The 16,311-nt window shown below is 66.8% G+C and carries 19 protein-coding genes and 1 tRNA gene; 14 read left to right on the top strand and 6 right to left on the bottom strand.

Annotated elements, in window-relative coordinates; translation table 11 throughout:
* Nucleotides 1-4 precede the first annotated feature (4 nt).
* Nucleotides 5-550: a hypothetical protein gene (locus tag ACQKJZ_RS01170; protein ID WP_427729699.1), complete on the bottom strand. Its 546-nt coding sequence runs from the start codon at nt 548-550 to the stop codon at nt 5-7.
* 131 nt (nt 551-681) lie between these two features.
* Here ACQKJZ_RS01170 and ACQKJZ_RS01165 point away from each other — a divergent pair.
* Together ACQKJZ_RS01165 and ACQKJZ_RS01160 are read left to right on the top strand one after the other, a co-directional pair.
* Nucleotides 682-756: transfer RNA gene (locus ACQKJZ_RS01165), tRNA-Gly, on the top strand.
* 120 nt (nt 757-876) lie between these two features.
* Complete coding sequence (locus tag ACQKJZ_RS01160) at nt 877-1,020, top strand: hypothetical protein (protein WP_427729698.1); 144 nt, start codon at nt 877-879, stop codon at nt 1,018-1,020.
* A gap of 23 nt (nt 1,021-1,043) precedes the next feature.
* On the opposite strand, the gene ACQKJZ_RS01155 is transcribed toward ACQKJZ_RS01160, so the two are convergent.
* The gene (locus ACQKJZ_RS01155; RefSeq protein WP_427729697.1) at nt 1,044-1,754 is read right to left on the bottom strand and encodes a hypothetical protein; all 711 of its coding nucleotides are present in this window, start codon (nt 1,752-1,754) and stop codon (nt 1,044-1,046) included.
* Nucleotides 1,755-1,852: 98 nt separating this feature from the next.
* On the opposite strand from ACQKJZ_RS01155, the gene ACQKJZ_RS01150 reads away from it, so the two are divergent.
* The gene (locus ACQKJZ_RS01150; RefSeq protein ID WP_427729696.1) at nt 1,853-2,335 is read left to right on the top strand and encodes an N-acetyltransferase family protein; all 483 of its coding nucleotides are present in this window, start codon (nt 1,853-1,855) and stop codon (nt 2,333-2,335) included.
* Between the two features lie 3 nt (nt 2,336-2,338).
* Here the strand turns inward: ACQKJZ_RS01150 and ACQKJZ_RS01145 are convergent, their stop codons facing one another.
* Nucleotides 2,339-3,088 (bottom strand): SDR family NAD(P)-dependent oxidoreductase, encoded by a 750-nt coding sequence (locus tag ACQKJZ_RS01145; RefSeq protein ID WP_427729695.1) that lies wholly within the window; start codon nt 3,086-3,088, stop codon nt 2,339-2,341.
* A gap of 176 nt (nt 3,089-3,264) precedes the next feature.
* Here ACQKJZ_RS01145 and ACQKJZ_RS01140 point away from each other — a divergent pair, with 176 nt between their 5' ends.
* The 7 genes from ACQKJZ_RS01140 to ribA all read left to right on the top strand — a co-directional run bounded on the left by ACQKJZ_RS01140 (nt 3,265) and on the right by ribA (nt 9,115).
* Complete coding sequence (locus ACQKJZ_RS01140; protein ID WP_427729694.1) at nt 3,265-3,447, top strand: hypothetical protein; 183 nt, start codon at nt 3,265-3,267, stop codon at nt 3,445-3,447.
* Between the two features lie 98 nt (nt 3,448-3,545).
* Nucleotides 3,546-4,202: a DsbA family oxidoreductase gene (locus ACQKJZ_RS01135; protein ID WP_427729693.1), complete on the top strand. Its 657-nt coding sequence runs from the start codon at nt 3,546-3,548 to the stop codon at nt 4,200-4,202.
* A gap of 21 nt (nt 4,203-4,223) precedes the next feature.
* On the top strand, nt 4,224-4,685 hold the full coding sequence (msrB, locus tag ACQKJZ_RS01130) for a peptide-methionine (R)-S-oxide reductase MsrB (protein ID WP_427729692.1): 462 nt from the start codon (nt 4,224-4,226) through the stop codon (nt 4,683-4,685).
* 217 nt (nt 4,686-4,902) lie between these two features.
* Nucleotides 4,903-6,306: a carbohydrate porin gene (locus tag ACQKJZ_RS01125; protein ID WP_427729691.1), complete on the top strand. Its 1,404-nt coding sequence runs from the start codon at nt 4,903-4,905 to the stop codon at nt 6,304-6,306.
* 67 nt (nt 6,307-6,373) lie between these two features.
* Nucleotides 6,374-7,006: a LolA family protein gene (locus ACQKJZ_RS01120; protein WP_427729690.1), complete on the top strand. Its 633-nt coding sequence runs from the start codon at nt 6,374-6,376 to the stop codon at nt 7,004-7,006.
* 265 nt (nt 7,007-7,271) lie between these two features.
* The gene (locus tag ACQKJZ_RS01115) at nt 7,272-8,054 is read left to right on the top strand and encodes an exodeoxyribonuclease III (protein WP_427729689.1); all 783 of its coding nucleotides are present in this window, start codon (nt 7,272-7,274) and stop codon (nt 8,052-8,054) included.
* On the top strand, nt 8,051-9,115 hold the full coding sequence (gene ribA / locus ACQKJZ_RS01110) for a GTP cyclohydrolase II (RefSeq protein ID WP_427729688.1): 1,065 nt from the start codon (nt 8,051-8,053) through the stop codon (nt 9,113-9,115). The genes ACQKJZ_RS01115 and ribA overlap by 4 nt, the downstream gene beginning before the upstream one ends.
* A 289-nt stretch (nt 9,116-9,404) precedes the next feature.
* On the opposite strand, the gene ACQKJZ_RS01105 is transcribed toward ribA, so the two are convergent.
* Nucleotides 9,405-10,073 carry an HAD family hydrolase gene (locus ACQKJZ_RS01105; protein WP_427729687.1) on the bottom strand — a complete coding sequence of 223 codons (669 nt, stop codon included), beginning with the start codon at nt 10,071-10,073 and terminating at the stop codon, nt 9,405-9,407.
* Nucleotides 10,070-10,729, bottom strand: a complete 660-nt coding sequence (locus ACQKJZ_RS01100; protein WP_427729686.1) for a YggS family pyridoxal phosphate-dependent enzyme — start codon at nt 10,727-10,729, stop codon at nt 10,070-10,072. The genes ACQKJZ_RS01105 and ACQKJZ_RS01100 overlap by 4 nt, the downstream gene beginning before the upstream one ends.
* Before the next feature lie 22 nt (nt 10,730-10,751).
* Between ACQKJZ_RS01100 and ACQKJZ_RS01095 the strand changes: the two genes are divergently transcribed.
* Complete coding sequence (locus ACQKJZ_RS01095; RefSeq protein WP_427729685.1) at nt 10,752-11,264, top strand: thiamine phosphate synthase; 513 nt, start codon at nt 10,752-10,754, stop codon at nt 11,262-11,264.
* 619 nt (nt 11,265-11,883) lie between these two features.
* On the opposite strand, the gene ACQKJZ_RS01090 is transcribed toward ACQKJZ_RS01095, so the two are convergent.
* Nucleotides 11,884-12,591 carry a hypothetical protein gene (locus ACQKJZ_RS01090; protein WP_427729684.1) on the bottom strand — a complete coding sequence of 236 codons (708 nt, stop codon included), beginning with the start codon at nt 12,589-12,591 and terminating at the stop codon, nt 11,884-11,886.
* 223 nt (nt 12,592-12,814) lie between these two features.
* On the opposite strand from ACQKJZ_RS01090, the gene ACQKJZ_RS01085 reads away from it, so the two are divergent.
* From ACQKJZ_RS01085 to lptE, 3 genes are read left to right on the top strand one after another with little or no spacing between them, the layout of a single operon-like run.
* A complete protein-coding gene (locus ACQKJZ_RS01085; protein WP_427729683.1) occupies nt 12,815-13,249 on the top strand; it encodes a DUF3576 domain-containing protein in 435 nt (144 codons plus the stop codon).
* A gap of 12 nt (nt 13,250-13,261) precedes the next feature.
* Nucleotides 13,262-15,778, top strand: a complete 2,517-nt coding sequence (leuS, locus tag ACQKJZ_RS01080; protein ID WP_427729682.1) for a leucine--tRNA ligase — start codon at nt 13,262-13,264, stop codon at nt 15,776-15,778.
* Nucleotides 15,775-16,305, top strand: coding sequence for an LPS assembly lipoprotein LptE (gene lptE, locus ACQKJZ_RS01075; RefSeq protein WP_427729681.1), 531 nt, complete (start codon nt 15,775-15,777; stop codon nt 16,303-16,305). Before leuS ends, lptE begins: the two co-directional genes overlap by 4 nt.
* The last annotated feature ends 6 nt before the right edge of the window (nt 16,306-16,311 follow it).

Raw genomic sequence — 16,311 nt, 5'->3', positions numbered from 1 at the left:
AAGGCTAAATATACGTGAAGAAAATCTTCTCCGGCGCGGCGTTCTGCTGGTCTGGCCCGCCAATGCGCAGCAGGATCATCACCACGCCCGAGGCCTCGGCCGCCAGCATCAGCCGCCGCGACGCGGTGAGGTCCAGCCCGCGCATCGCGCCCCAGCCCTCCGCGATCACCGTGCCCAGCCCCGGACAGCGCGCGCCATCCGCCGCCGCGCGCAGCAGCGCCGAATCATCACCGACCACCACCACGACCAGATCGGCGGGATCGAGCCCCATCGCGATCAGCCCCGGCCCATGGAGTCGCCCGCCCTGTCGTTCGGCCGCTTCGGTGCGCAGCCACAGGATCGGCCGGGCCCCGGCGGCAAGCACACACCCGATCGCAAAGCCCGCGCCGCTGGCTGCCTCGCCTTGCGAAAGCGCATGAATTTCATGGAGTTGCGCAGGGGCAAGGCCCCGCGTCAGCGCGTCACCCGCCCCCCGCTCACCCTCCTCCATCCGCGTCGCCAGACAGGCGGCACGACGCAAACGGTCGATCAGGGCGAAGGGCTCCTCCATATATGTTCTTGTAATGTTCTCTTGCTGGAGTCGCCAATGTAATTTTTCTGAAAAAAGTGCTTGCCGGATTCGAAACCCACATCTAATAGCCCGCCTCACCCCAGCCGGTCAGCCGGTTCGGAAACGCCAGAGCGGGCGTAGCTCAGGGGTAGAGCACAACCTTGCCAAGGTTGGGGTCGAGGGTTCGAATCCCTTCGCCCGCTCCAGCGATTTGCCCAGCAAGTCGCCTGATCGTCAGGGACGATCCTTCACAACCCACCGAATATAAACCAGATCGCATGCATCAGGTATGGTGTGTTTTGTGGGCCTGCGCATGCACTCAGGCGATGAAAAACCTGTCGCCCTTCGGCGCGCTTTTGATCTTCGGGTTCATCGGCCTGCTGACGGGCAAGTTCGGGCTGTGGTTCCCGCTCGACCTGCTGGCCGCTGCGGTGATCGCGATCGCGCAGAATGGCCGGCGGAACGGATAACCCTGCCCACCGGCACTTCGCCGTCATGACCGATAGCGTTCGATCCAGCGCCCCTCGGCAAACATCAGCTTGTCGAGCAGCCGGCGTTCGATGAAGCCATCGGGCACATGCACGGGATCGGCCATCTCCGCACCCCCCGCGCCGCCACGGAAATCCGCGATCAACCGGTCTCGTGCCGCCCGGAAGTCGCTCTTCTGCCGTTCGTCCTCACGTGCCTGTGCGCATGCCCGCCAGAAGGCCGCATAGTCATGCCCGTCCGCCTTGCGATACAGGCTGTTCAATCGCCTCCATCCGGTACGTCCGGCACGATGCCAGTCGCGATGGCGCGCCGCCTTGCTGGCCAGGCGATCCCAGATGAAGACATCCGCCTCCGGCCGGGCGAAGGTAGCGATCTTGCTGGCGGCGGAGCTGTGCTGGCGCATCCGGCCTTCGGTCGGGAGCTGGCCGGCGAGTACGGGAATGTCGATCACCGGATCGAATGTCGGCTTCGCCCGCAATCCCATGATGGCATGCGCGACCGCCTGCTTTCGCCAGATGACATGGTTGGTCAGTTGAAAGGTGACGAGAAAGCGATGCGCGTCTCCCTCCGTCACAAGCCCCGTGAACAAGGCCAGCCAATGCGTATCCGGGTGTCGGTTCCCGCCGATCCATTGATCCCTGGGGCGGCACCAGCGACGCACATCCGCCTCGGCCTCCACCAGCAATTGCGCGCGGGCATCGTTTGAAAATGGCATGATCTTCCTCCCGCGCGCGGCGTTAGGAGCGGGCTTTGGTCCGGCACCATCCGGGAGGACGCCGGATTGCCATCCCTATCCTCGCCATCGGAGTGTCCATGCCGATTCGCCCCGCCACCCTCGCCGACGCGCCCGCCATCGCCGCGATCATCCTGCCGGTGATCCGGGCGGGCGAGACCTATGCGCTCGATCCCGCCATGACCGAGGCGGCGGCGCTGGCCTATTGGCTGGGGGAGGACAAGCGGACATTCGTGCTGGAGGAGGGGGGCGAGATCCTCGGCACCTATTATCTGCGCGCCAATCAGGCCGGGGGCGGGGATCATGTCGCCAATGCGGGGTATATGACCGGCGCCGCCGCGCGCGGGCGTGGGCTGGCACGGGCGATGGCGCTGCATTCCTTCGACGAAGCGCGGGCGCGGGGCTTTGTGGCGATGCAGTTCAACTTCGTGGTCAGCGCCAACGCCGCCGCCGTGCATCTGTGGACGGCGCTGGGCTTCGCGACGGTCGGGCGGGTGCCCGGCGCTTTCCGGCATCCGCGCCTGGGGGCGGTCGATGCGCTGGTGATGCACCGACCGCTATAGGACCTACCCTGCGCGGGCGACCTGGAAGCCGGCGAAGGACTGGCTGACCGGCATCAGCTCCAGCCGGTTGATGTTGAGGTGCGGCGGCAGCTCGGCGACCCAGAGCAGCGTGGCGGCGATGTCGTCCGCCGTCATCGGGTCCGAGCCAGCATAGAGCGCATCCGACGCCGCCTGGTCGCCACCGGTACGGACGGTGGTGAACTCGGTCTCCACCATGCCCGGCTCGATCGAGGTGACGCGTACCCCCTTGCCATGCAGGTCGGCGCGCAGGTTCAGCGAGAATTGCTTCACGAACGCCTTGGTCCCGCCATAGACGTTGCCGCCGGTATAGGGATAGTTCGCCGCCACCGAGGACAGGTTGATGATCCCCCCGCGCCGTTCGATCAGGCGCGGCAACAGCCGGTGGGTAATGGTGATCAACCCGTCGATATTGGTCGCGATCATCGTGCGCCACTGGGCCAGATCGCTGTCCTGCGCCGGCTTGGTGCCGAGCGCGAGGCCGGCATTGTTGATCAGCAGGTCGATGCCCGCGAACGCCTCCGGCAAGCCGGCCAGCGCCGCATCGAGCGCCCCCTCGTCGGTGATGTCGAAGGCGAGCGGATGGAACGCCGTCCCCAGCTCGTCGGCCAGCGCCTGGAGCCGGTCGGCGCGCCGTCCCGTCCCGATCACCCGCCAGCCCGCCGCGACGAAAGCGCGCGCGGCGCCGGCACCGATTCCGGCGGTAGCTCCGGTGATGAGGGCGGTTCTGGTCATCGGTCGATCTCCTTCAAGGCCATGGTGGCGCGGCAACGCGCGCCCGGTGTGGCGCAAATGGCGTCCTGGCGAAAGCGGTCAGCCCCGGCTTCGTTCCACCTCCTTGTTTTCCGGGCTTTTCCCGGATGGCGGCGATGGTGGCGACAGCGCATTCTGCGCGGCGGGAGAATGGGATCATGGCCTATGTCGTCGATGTCGAGCTGACCCGCGTTCCGGCGGAGCGCCCGCTATCGCCTCGTGCGCAAGGCGGGCAATGCCTGTTCCGTCCCGCCGGCGAGGCGGGGGCGGACAGCGACTCGCTGCGGGTCGTCTACCCCCCGGTCACCCGCACGTCCGAGCGCTGGACGCGAATCTACTGACGCAGCGTTTCCCGGGCCGCCCCTTTGCACGGGCAAGCCCCCTCCCCACATCATGGTCCATCTTCCCGCGACCGCCGTCGCGTCAGTCAGGACCATCCATGCCCCGCCCGATCCGTATCGATTTCGTCTCCGACATCTCCTGCCCCTGGTGCATCATCGGGCTGCGCGGGCTGGAGATCGCGCTGGAGCGGTTGGGCGACGCGGTCGAGGCGGACATCCATTTCCAGCCGTTCGAGCTGAACCCGGCGATGACGCCCGAGGGCGAGAATATCGTCGAGCATATCGGCCGCAAATATGGCGCGACGCCCGAACAATCGGCGGCCAACCGCGCCACCATCCGCGAGCGCGCCGCCTCGGTCGGCTTCACCATGGCGATGACCGACACATCGCGTATCTACAATAGCTTCGATGCGCATCGCCTACTCTACTGGGCAGGGATCGAGGGGCGACAGGCGGCGCTGAAGCATGCGCTGTTCGACAGCTATTTCACGAACGGCGAGGATATTTCGGACCATGCGGTGCTGATCGCCGCCGCCGCGCGCGCCGGCTTGGATACGGACGAAGCCCAGGCGATCCTGACCTCCGACCGCTACGCCGCCGAGGTGCGCGAGGCCGAGCGGCTGTGGCAGGGGCGCGGCATCCAGTCGGTGCCCGCCATCGTCATCGACAATCGCTATCTCATCTCGGGCGGCCAGCCGCTCGAATCATTCGAGCAGGCGCTGCGCCAGATAGCCGCCGAACCCGTTCAAGCCTGATCCATTCGAAAGGAGCCCCCCATGGCCGACACCCGTTATGCCAAGACCGAGGAAGCCCTGTCGCGGCTGACCCCCGAACAATATTATGTGACCCAGCAGAGCGGCACCGAGCGTCCCGGCACCGGCGAATATCTGCACACGCGCGAGCCGGGCCTGTATGTCGACATCGTCTCGGGCGAGCCGCTGTTCGCCTCGGCCGACAAGTTCGATTCGCATTGCGGCTGGCCCAGCTTCACCCGGCCGATCGAGCCGGCGCATGTCAACGAACTGCGCGACACCACGCACGGCATGATCCGCACCGAGGTCCGCTCGGCGCATGGTGACAGCCATCTGGGCCACGTCTTCCCCGATGGCCCGCGCGATCGCGGCGGCCTTCGCTACTGCATCAACTCCGCCTCGCTGCGCTTCGTGCCGCGGGGGGAGATGGAGGCGGAAGGTTATGGCGACTATGTCGACCAGGTCCGTGCGGCGGAGCAGGGGTAAGAATCCTCCCCTGTAAGGGGAGGGGGACCAGCGAAGCTGGTGGAGGGGTGTCACCGGTTGCGAGGGCAGAATAATCTCTCGAGCGTGGACACCCCTCCGTCAGGGCTTCGCCCTGCCACCTCCCCTGCAAGGGGAGGAACAGGTCCTTGACGCATACGGCACCTTTCCCCGGCTCGGTCGTTTGCAACGCGAAACGATAAGGGTCGGGGAACGGGCTATGATGAAGGCGATGATCTGGGGCTGGGCACCGTTACTGGCCGCCGCACCGGCTTTAGCACAGCAGACCACCGACCCGGTCCCCTCGGCCTCGCGTGTCGTTCCAGACGCCCCTACGGGCGATACGCAGCGCCCGCCCCGCCGCCGCGCGGTGCGCCCCTCCGACAGTGCGCCCTCGGCGATCACCGCCGACACCAGGCGCACGCCGCCGCCGGGGCTGATCGGCGACTGGCACGACATCCGCACCCGGCTGGGGCGGCGGGGCATCACCGTCACCGCGCGCTATGCCTCGGAAAGCGCGGTCAATGTGACGGGTGGGCGCAAGACGCTGTTCCGCGAAACCGGGCAGTTCGACGCCGGCGCGCTGTTCGACCTGGAAAAGGTCATGGGGCTGAAGGGCGGGGCGTTCCAGGCCACGCTCACCTATCGCCGGGGCCGCAACCTGACCGAAGATGCGGGGTTGGGCGCGCTGCAACAGGTGCAGGAGGTCTATGGGCGGGGCCAGACTCTGCGCCTCACCCAATTCTGGTACGAGCAGCGGATCGGCGAGCGGTTCGAGGTGAAACTGGGCCGCACCAATCCGGGTGAGGATTTCGCGATCTTCTCCTGCCACTTCATGAATTTGAGCTTTTGCGGCGCGCAGCCGGGCAATCTGGTCGGCGACTATTGGCAGAACTGGCCGGTCAGCCAATGGGGCGTGCGGCTGCGCTACGAACCGCGTGACGACCTGTATGTCCAGGGTGCGGTCTATGAGGTCAATCCGCGCAATCTGGATACCGACTTCTTCATCGGCCATTTCCGGGGTGCGACCGGGGTGCTGGTCCCCGCCGAAGTCGGCTGGATCAACCATCCCACCGCCGGGCGGATCGGGTCGTACAAGCTGGGCGGCTGGGTCAGCACCGCCGATGCGGCCGACGTCTTCCTCGACATCAACCGTCGCCCGCTCGCGATCACCGGCCTCGCCCCGCTGGAGCGGAGCAGCCGCTACGGCGTCTATATCAACATCCAGCAGCAGCTGACCGGCGAGACCAAGGACGGCAAGGCGGAGAACGGCCTGAGCGTCTTCCTGAACGCCACCCAAGCGGACCGCGCAACCAGCGTCACCGACAATCAGGTCGCCGCCGGGCTGTTCTACAAGGGGCTGGTGCCCGCCGTGCCCGGCGACGTGCTGGGCATCGGTGTCGCGCGCACCCATGTGAACGGGCGGGTGGCGGACGGGCAGCGGCTCGATCCCACGCGGCCGGCGGTGCAGGGATCGGAATATGCCGCCGAGGTGTATTACAGCATCCACCCCGCCGAATGGTTGGAGATGCGCCCCAATGTCCAGTTCATCCATCATCCCGGCGGCTATGCCCAGGCGGACGATGTCACCGTGCTGGGCCTGAAGGCCGCGCTGACGCTGTAGCCCCCGCCGATTCACGACCCGTTCAATCGGCCGCCCTCATGAGTGACGGCTCCAAAGGAGTGTTTTGATGATCCGTTCGATGATGGCGTCCGCCCTGCTGGCGCCGACCGCCATGGCGATGGTCGCCGCGCCCGTGCCCGCCATGGCGCAGACCGGCGGCGATCTGGCGGCGGTACAGCGCTCGCTTCAAGCGCTGACGACGATGACCGCCGATTTCACCCAGACGGACCGCGCCGGCAAGGTGCTGACCGGTACGCTGACCATGAAGAAGCCGGGCAAGATCCGCTTCCAATATGAAAAGGGCGTGCCGCTGCTGATCGTCGCGGATGGCGGCGCGCTGACCTTCATCGACTATTCGGTGCGTCAGGTGCAGCGCTGGCCGATCAAGAACTCGCCGCTGGGCGTGCTGATCGACCTCAGCCGCGATATCGGCCGCTATGCCAAGGTGGTGCCGAGCGCCGACTCGCGGCTGCTCTCGGTCGAGGCGAACGATCCCAAGCATCCCGAATATGGCAAGATCACGCTGGTCTTCGCGCGCGATTCGGCCGCGCCCGGCGGGCTGATGCTGCAGGGGTGGGTCGCGCTCGACAGCCAGAACAACCGGACGACGATTCGTCTGTCGAATCAGCGCTACGGCGTGGCGGTGGACGACAAGGCGTTCCGTTTCAACGACCCGCGGAGGTCGGCGGCGCGTAACTGAACGCTTCCGGGCAATTTCATTCATCCGGGCGACAGGTTTCCTGTCCTATCAGGGCGTTGCGGTTGAGGGGCCTTCGAGATTCCCCCCTGTTGCTCGAAGAAGCACCCTCATCCCGCCTGCGTGACGAACGCTAGGTCGGCCCTCGCTCCATGCCCCCGGAGCGAGGGCCTTTCCGTTTTTGAAGCTATTCCTCCCCTTGCAGGGGAGGAAGGACGGTGCCCGGGTAACCTTGTCTCACCCCCTGCCCCCCGCTACATCGCGTTCCGTGAAAATCGCCTCCTGGAACATCAATTCGGTGCGGTTCCGCGCCGCCATCGTCGAACAGTTTCTGACCGAGGCTGCGCCCGACATTCTGTGTCTTCAGGAGACGAAGGTCGTCGATGACGACTTCCCCTTCGAGCTCTTCCGGTCGCTCGGCTACGATCACATCGTCATCCACGGCCAGCGCATGCACCACGGCGTCGCGATCGCCAGCCGCGTGCCGATCGTCGAGGACGACCGCTTCGACTGGCAGGCCAATGCCGAGGCGCGGCATGTCGGCGTGCGCCTGCCCAACGGCGTCCGGCTGGAGAATGTCTATATCCCGGCGGGCGGCGACGTGCCCGACCGCGAGGTGAACCCGAAATTCGGCCAGAAGCTCGATTTCCTCGACCGCATGATCGATTGGTCGGGCCAGCTCGACTGCCCGACCATCCTGACCGGCGACTTCAACATCGCGCCGCTCGAGTCGGACGTGTGGAGCCACAAGCAGCTGCTCGACGTGGTCAGCCATACGCCGATCGAGGTCGAGACGCTGGCCAGGCTCCAGGCGTCGAACGACTGGGTCGATCTGGGCCGCCACTTCATCCCCGCGCCCGAGCGGCTCTATACCTGGTGGAGCTACCGCGCGAAGGATTGGGCGGCGTCGGATCGCGGGCGGCGGCTCGACCATATGTGGGCGACGCGCGACGTGGCCGACAAGGCGTCCGGCCACCGCGTGTTCGAGGGGTGCCGCAGCTGGCTGAAACCCTCCGACCATATCCCGATCATGACGGAATTCGATTTTTGAGCGCCGATCCGAAGGCGCCTGATGCCCGGGCGGCGGCGCGCGCCATCGATGCGCTGCGTCGGGGGTGGCCGATCGCGATCGATGGTGTCGCGCTGCTGGCGGTCGAGACGGCCGATCCGATGCGTCTGGCCTGTTTCGATCCCGAAGGGCAGGCGCCGGTCCTGATCTCGGCGGGCCGTGCCGCGACGTTGAAGCTGACCAACCAGATGGAGGCCGCCGACCCGGACGCCGCCGTGCTGGTCGAGCGCGCGCCGTGGATCGACTTTCCGGCCGCGACCGCGCTCGCCGATCCGCAATTCGACCTCGCGACACCGCTCAAAGGCCCCTATCGCGCGCTTCCCCTGCCCGATCCGGCGGTCGCGGCGGCGGCGATCCGGTTCGCGCGGATCGCGGGGCTGCTGCCGGCCTTCTTCGTCGGCGGGACGGGCGTCGAGGCATCGCTGACGGTCGCCGACATCGTCGCGCATGAAAATGCCGAGGCGCTGGCCATCGCCACCCGCGCGCGCCTGCCCGTGGCGGGGGCGGAGGATGCCGAGATCGTCGCCTTCCGCTCACCCCATGCGGCGGGCGAGCATGTCGCGCTGCTGATCGGCCAGCCGAATGGCCAGCCGCCGCTGGTGCGGCTGCACAGCGAATGCCTGACCGGCGACGTGCTGGGCAGCCTGAAATGCGATTGCGGGCCGCAGCTGCATGCCGCGATCCATGCCATTTCCGACTCGGGCTGGGGCATATTGCTGTACCTGCGCCAGGAAGGGCGCGGGATCGGCCTGGTCAACAAGCTGCGCGCTTATCAGCTGCAGGATCAGGGCTTCGATACGGTCGATGCGAACACTCGGTTGGGCTTCGCCATCGACGCGCGCGATTTCGGCGTGGCGGCGCGGATGCTGACGCTGTTGGGGCAGGACAAGGTGCGGCTGCTGACCAACAACCCCGCCAAGGTCGCGGGGCTGAACGCGGCGGGCGTGCGCGTGGTCGAGCGGGTGGCACACAGCCTGCCACCCAATCCGCACAACGAACGCTATCTGGCGACCAAGCGGGATCGGACCGGGCACCAGTTGTAGCGGACCCACCTGGAACATCCGTTCCGCCTGAGCGAAGTCGAAGGCCAAGGGAATCGGGAAACCGCCGGGCGTGCGCTTCGACTTCGCTCAGCGTGAACGGCCGTCGGGGATGGGGCGAGTTAGGCTCCATCTCGCGCATCGTCCTATTCACGCATGGCCCGCCGGCTTCACACGATCCAAGCCCACCCTCCGTTCACGCTGAGCGAAGTCGAAGTGCACGTTCCACGCTCTGCCACGAACATCATTCCCATGGCCTTCGACGTCGCTCGGGCTGAACGGTGGCGGAGCGTCAAACCCCCAATTCGCGCCGTACGTCCGCATAATCCTGCGCGATCGCCGACACGCCGATGTCGCGCAGCCGCTGGTCGTGCCCGACCGCGCAGTGCGTGCCCATGCACATGCCGATGACATAGCCCCCGCTCGCCACCGCGCCGGTCGCGCCGACGGGGGAGTCTTCCAGGATCGCGCAATCCGCGATGGCGACGCCCAACCGGTCGGCGGCATGGAGATACAAGTCCGGCGCCGGCTTGCCGCGCGTCACATGCTCACGGCCGCTATAGATATGCTCCCCGAACGCCTCGCGCAGGCCGAGGTGGCGCAAATGGCGGTCGATCCAGACCGTCGGGCTGGACGACACGACCGCCTTGGGAAAGTCGGCGGGCAGCGACCGGACGAAGTCGACCGCGCCGGCGATCGCCATCACGCCCTCGTCCATCGCGCGGACATCCTCGACCCGGCGCGCCTCGTAAAAGGACTCCGGGAGCACATGGCCGATCCGCCCCTCGATCGTCGCGATGAAGTCCTTGCCCGCCAGCCCCATATAATGGTGCATCGCCTCTTCGGGCGTGTGCGGATGGCCATTGGCGGTCAGCCATTCGGCAAGGTGGCGATTGCCCTCATATTCGCTGTCGATCAGGACGCCGTCGAAATCGAACAGTAGCGCGGCGAAGCGGCTCATCCGCGTGCCCCGAACAGTGCGCTGCCGATGCGAACGTGGCTGGCACCCAGCATCGCGGCGACCTCGTAATCCTCCGACATCCCCATGCTGAGCCGTTCCACCCCCAAATCGCGCGCCATCTTGGCGAGCAGCGCGAAATAAGGCGCGGCATCCACTCCGTGCGGCGGGATCGCCATCAGCCCGACGATCGACAGTCCGGCGGCGCGCGCCTGCTCCAGCATGGCGGGCGCCTCGGCGATGGCGCAGCCACCCTTCTGCTCCTCCTCGCCGATATTGATCTGCAGGAAGCACTCGAGCCGCCGTCCGCTCTTGTCCATCGCCTCGGCCAGTGCGGCGATCAGCGAGGGGCGGTCGACGGTGTGGATCACGTCGAACAGCGCGACCGCATCGGCGGCCTTGTTCGACTGAAGCTGGCCGATCAGGTGGAGTTCGACGCCGTCATAGTCGTCGCGCAACGCCGGCCATTTGGCGGCGGCCTCCTGCACGCGGTTCTCGCCGAAGACCCGGTGGCCGGCCTCCAGCAGCGGGCGGATCGTGTCGGCATCATGCGTCTTCGACACCGCGATCAGGGTCGGAGTCGCGTGATCGCCGAGCTTGGCGGCATGCCGAAGCGCGGCGGAGACGGTGGCAAGGCGGGAAACGCTGTCGTCGGTCATGCCCGGCGCTATAGTCGCTGGCATGGCCGACCGATACCCCGTGACATGGCTGATGACCGACGAACGGCTGGGCGACGGGCTATGGACCGCGCTGCGTCGGTTGCCGCCGGGGTCGGGCGTCGTGTTCCGCCACCACGCGACACCGCCGGCTGAGCGCCGCGCGATCCACCGCCGGGTGTGGCGCATCGCCCGCGCGCGCGGCCTGGTGCTGCTGGTCACTGGCGGCGGTCTGCCCGGTGACGGCGTGCACAAGTCGGGCAGAGGCAAGGGCATGCGAAGCTGGTCCGCGCATGACCAGGCGGAAGCGGTCGCGGGGTGGAAGGCCGGGGCCGACCTGCTGTTCGTCTCACCGCTTTTCGCCACCCGGTCGCATCCGGGCGTACCTGGCATCGGCCCGGCGCGGGCGGCACGGATCGGGCGTGGGTTGGGCCTGCCCATGATCGCGCTGGGCGGCATGAACGCGGAGCGCTTTCGTCGCCTGCGGGGGCGATTCGACGGCTGGGCCGCGATCGATGCCTGGGGCGGCGCGGGCTAAGTCATTCGGAAGCGAACTGCCCTCTCTCCATCGGCAGCCTCGTTCCGCGAATGAACGTGTTCACGCGGAGACGCAAAGACGCGGAGGTGTCTGGGGTTGGGCAACTTCAGACCTCCCCCACAGGCGTTGAAAGAGCGCAGACATTCGATCTGGCCCAGTACGCTCCGCGCGAGCAACAATGTCTTCTGAGCTGCTTGAATCGAACACGAAGGATCGCCTCCGATCATCAGCGAGATTTCGATGTACCAATGGAAGCGAAGTGGGTGGGCCAGCCATGTCCAATGCGACTCGTGCTACGTCGATGGTCAACCCTCGGCGCAAATGGATTTTGTTCGCGCAGAGGCGCGGAGAACGCGGAGGGGTCTGGCGCGGGGCAATGCCTTGCCTTCCCATCGGACATGGTAAGTGCGCGGCCATTTGATCTGGTCCCGCCCCCTCTGCGTCCTCCGCGCCTCTGCGCGAACAATCCTATTTTAAAGACGCAAACCCAACGCCGATGATCATCCTTTCGTGGACCAGCGTCGTATTGTCCCCGGAGATCATGCAGAAGAAGCGCAATACGCAGAAGTAGCGGCGCTTCAATAGAGCCTCGCCCCCGCAAAACCGCATTACGCGAAGGTCAGAACCGGAAGGCCGTTCCCAGATACACCGCCTGGCTGTTGCGGCGATCGTCGTCCAAGCGTGCCAGGCGCTCGCGGTCCGAGCGGTAGCGGACGCCCGCCGTCACATCCAGATTGCGGGTCAGCGCATAGGAACCGCCCATGTCGAGCGAATAGCTGGACGGCATATCGATCAGCTTGGGCGCACCCTCGATCGGGTGGTCGGTCGACGCCTTCACGCGACCGGTGAAGCGATTCGCGGTATAGCTGACCGCGACATCGGCGGTTTCGCGGCTGCCCGGCAGGCCGGCGAGATCCACGCGGGCGATGTCGCTGGACAGGGCCAGCCGCTTCCAGCCCACCGCGACGCCCAGATTGTACGAGATCGGCGCCAGGCCGACCGTCGGGGCGACATTGGCGGCGGTACGCTCGTCATTGGTGCGGCTGGCACGCGCGCGGACCGCGACCGTCACCGCGCGATTGGCGACCCGCTGACTTTCGGCGGGGGTGAAGCGCAAGTCACCGGCATCCAGGCCACCGCGCGCGAAGATGGCGGCGAGGCGGGGATCGGCGGAGGCCGGCGTGAACCCGCCGATCCCGCGCAGCGACAACGCCCGCTTGGGGGCCCGAGCGCCCTGATCGACCGCGCCGATGGCGGGCGCGACCATTGCCGTCGTGGCGGCCAGCGCCCCGATAGCAAGTCCGATCACCACACGCCCGAACGACACGGTCCACCCCTTTGACCTAGAGCCCTCTTCAAGATCGGTCCTAACATGGAATCATGCCCGAGTGATCCCATTGTTACGCGCCCGATCGCGAATCTTGTCCGAGTGTTGCCCGGTATCCACAGAATCGCCGTCATCGCACGCGCGCTTGCCGGGGTGGCGGGGCCCCTGTAGAGCGATACGCAACCCTTATTCCCAGTCCTTATTCGCAGTCAGGATAATGCCGATGCTTCGCCGTTCCGCCACCGCGTTCGCGGTTATCGCCGCCCTGTCGCTCGGCGCCTGTGCCGGCAACAAGGACCGCCCGCAGGCCGATCTGGCCGCGTCGAAGGTGACGACGATCGGCGTGAACTCCTATCTGTGGCGCGCCAGCCTGGATGCGCTCAGCTTCATGCCGCTGACCGAGACCGACTCGAATGGCGGCGTGATCGTGACCGACTGGTACATCAACCCGCAGGTCCCGACCGAGCGGATGAAGGTGACCGTCACCATCCTCGATCAGGATCTGCGCGCCGACGCGCTGCGCGTCACCGCGCTGCGCGAGGTCAATCGCGGTGGCCAGTGGGTCGCAGCCCCCGTCCAGGCCGCGACCACGCAGAAGCTGGAAGACATCATCCTCACCAAGGCGCGCGACCTGCGCCGTGCCTCGATCACGAAGTAAAAGACGACATCAATGGCCTCGCGTTACAATGCCCTGAAATCGGATTCGACGTGGCAGCGGATCTGGGAGGAGCGGCGCACCTTCGCCGCCGACGACCACAGCCCCAAGCCACGGTCCTATGTCCTTGAGATGTTTCCCTATCCGTCGGGGCGCATCCATATGGGGCATGTCCGCAACTATACGATGGGCGACGTGCTGGCGCGCTATCGGCGGATGATCGGGCATGAGGTGCTCCACCCGATGGGCTGGGACGCGTTCGGCATGCCCGCCGAGAATGCCGCGATGGAAAAGGGCGTTCATCCGGGCGGCTGGACCCGCGACAATATCGCGACGATGAAGGCGCAGCTGAAGCGGCTGGGCTTCGCGCTCGACTGGACGCGCGAGATCGCGACCTGCGAGCCCGATTATTACGGTCATGAGCAGGCGCTGTTCCTCGACCTGTACGCGGGCGGGCTGGTGTACCGAAAGGAATCGGCGGTCAACTGGGACCCGGTCGACATGACCGTCCTGGCCAACGAGCAGGTGATCGACGGGCGCGGCTGGCGCTCGGGTGCGCTGGTCGAGAAGCGCAAGCTGAACCAGTGGTTCCTGAAGATCACCGACTTTGCCGACGAGCTGCTGGAGGGGCTGACGACGCTCGAGCATTGGCCCGACAAGGTGAAGCTGATGCAGGAGAACTGGATCGGCCGCAGCAAGGGGCTCCAGTTCCGCTTCGCGCCGGTCGCGCCCTTCGCGACGCCGATCGAGGTCTATTCGACCCGTCCCGACACGATCTTCGGGGCGAGCTTCGTCGCGATCGCGGCGGATCACCCGATCGCGCGCGAACTGGCCGAGACCAACGCAGATGCCGCCGCGTTCATCGAGCGTTGCAAGGCGGGCGGCACCACCGCGGCCGAACTGGAGACGCAGGAAAAGCTGGGCTTCGACACCGGCTATCGCATGCAGCATCCGATGGATGCGGCGATCACCCTGCCCGTCTATATCGCGAACTTCGTGCTGATGGACTATGGCACGGGCGCGGTCATGGGCGTGCCCGCGCATGACCAGCGCGACCTGGACTTCGCGCGCAAATACGGGTTGAGCGTCACCCGCGTCGTCGCCGATGGCGATGTGACCGCGCCGGTGTTCGAGGGCGACACCGCCTATACCGGTAGCGGACAGCTGGTGAACTCCGGCCCGCTCGACGGCATGGACGTCGAGGCCGCCAAGGCCGCCGTCATCGCGCGCGCCGAGGGCGAAGGCTGGGGCCAGGGCCAGACCGTGTACCGCCTGCGCGACTGGGGCGTCAGCCGCCAGCGTTATTGGGGCACGCCAATCCCGATCATCCACTGCGAGGATTGCGGCGCGGTGCCGGTCCCCAAGGACCAGCTGCCGGTCACGCTGCCCGAGGACGTGACCTTCGACGTCCCCGGCAATCCGCTCGACCGCCATGCGACGTGGAAGCATGTCGACTGCCCGAATTGCGGCAAGCCCGCCCGGCGCGAGACCGACACGCTCGACACCTTCGTCGATTCGTCCTGGTATTTCATCCGCTTCGCCAGCCAGCCCAAGGATCGCCCGTTCGATCCCGAGGTGGTGAAAAAGTGGCTGCCCGTCGGCCAGTATATCGGCGGCGTCGAGCATGCGATCCTGCACCTGCTCTATGCCCGCTTCTGGACCCGTGCGCTCAAGCATATCGGCCTGATCGACGTGGCGGAGCCGTTTGCGGGGCTGTTCACGCAAGGGATGGTCACGCACGAGAGCTACAAGTCCTCGGACGGCCGCTGGCTCGCGCCCGGCGAAATTCGCGACGGCATCGAGATCGCGACCGGACAGCCGATCACCGTCGGCCGCGTCGAGAAGATGTCCAAGTCCAAGAAGAACACCGTCGATCCCGAGCCCATCGTGGATCAGTATGGTGCGGACGCGGTGCGTTGGTTCATGCTGTCCGACAGCCCGCCCGAGCGCGATCTGCCCTGGTCGGAATCGGGCATCGAGGGGTCGTGGCGCTTCGTCCAGCGGCTGTGGCGTCTGTTCGACGGTGCGGAAGCGGCCGAGGGCGAGGACAAGGCGCTCTCGCGGAAACTTCACCAGACCATCGCGGGCGTCGCGGCGGATATCGAGGCGCTCGCCTTCAACAAGGCGGTCGCCAAGCTGTACGAGCTGGTCAACGCCATCGAAAAGGCCAAGCCTTCCGCCGCCCGTAACGAGGCGATCCGCACCACCATGCTGCTGGTCGCACCGATGGTCCCGCACATGGCCGAGGAAGCCTGGGCCGCGCTTCATGAAGGTCTTGGGGGCCAGGACGGCCTGATCGCCGACGCCGCCTGGCCGGCGGTCGACGAAAGCCTGCTGGTCGAGGACGAGGTCACCGTCGCGGTGCAGGTCAACGGCAAGCTGCGCGATACGCTGACCGTCGCCAAGGGGCTGCCCAAGGATCAGCTGGAGGCGACCGCGCTGGCGTCGGACAAGATCGTCCGCGCGCTCGACGGGGCCACCCCGAAAAAGGTGATCGTGGTGCCCGATCGTCTGGTAAACATCGTCGCATGATGCGCGCCCTGCCCTTGCTCACCGCCGCCCTCGGGCTGACGCTCGCTCTGTCGGGCTGCGGCCTGCACCCGCTTTATGCCGGGGGCAGCCAGGGCGCGGTGGCGACCGCGCTGTCGGGGGTGGAGGTCGCCCCCATCCAGGGCAAGGCGGGCTGGCTGATGGCCAATGCGCTGCGCGATCGGCTGGGCAATGGCCAGGGTGGCGGGGCGCGTTACCGGCTGGACGTCAAGCTCGACGACCAGATCAAGGGCCTGGGCGTGCGGCGCGACGACTCGGTCACGCGCGAACGCCGGGTGTTGCGCGCACGCTATCAGCTGATCGACCAGACGAGCAACGCGGTGCTGGTCGATTCGACGGCCGGGTCGGATGCCGGCATCGACGTCGTCCGTTCGGAATATGCCACCATCGCGGCGGAGAATACCGCGCTCGAACGGCTGGCGGTGATCGTCGCGGATGAGATCGTCGCGCGGCTGGCGACCTATGCCCGGGCGCGGCCCGCCGGCGAGGCGCCGGTCGCGCGCCCGTGAAGGCGC

Source organism: Sphingomonas sp. NPDC019816, assembly GCF_050274375.1.
Lineage (GTDB): Bacteria > Pseudomonadota > Alphaproteobacteria > Sphingomonadales > Sphingomonadaceae > Sphingomonas.
Note: the sequence above shows the minus strand (reverse complement) of the source record. Positions and strands in the feature narration are given on the sequence as shown.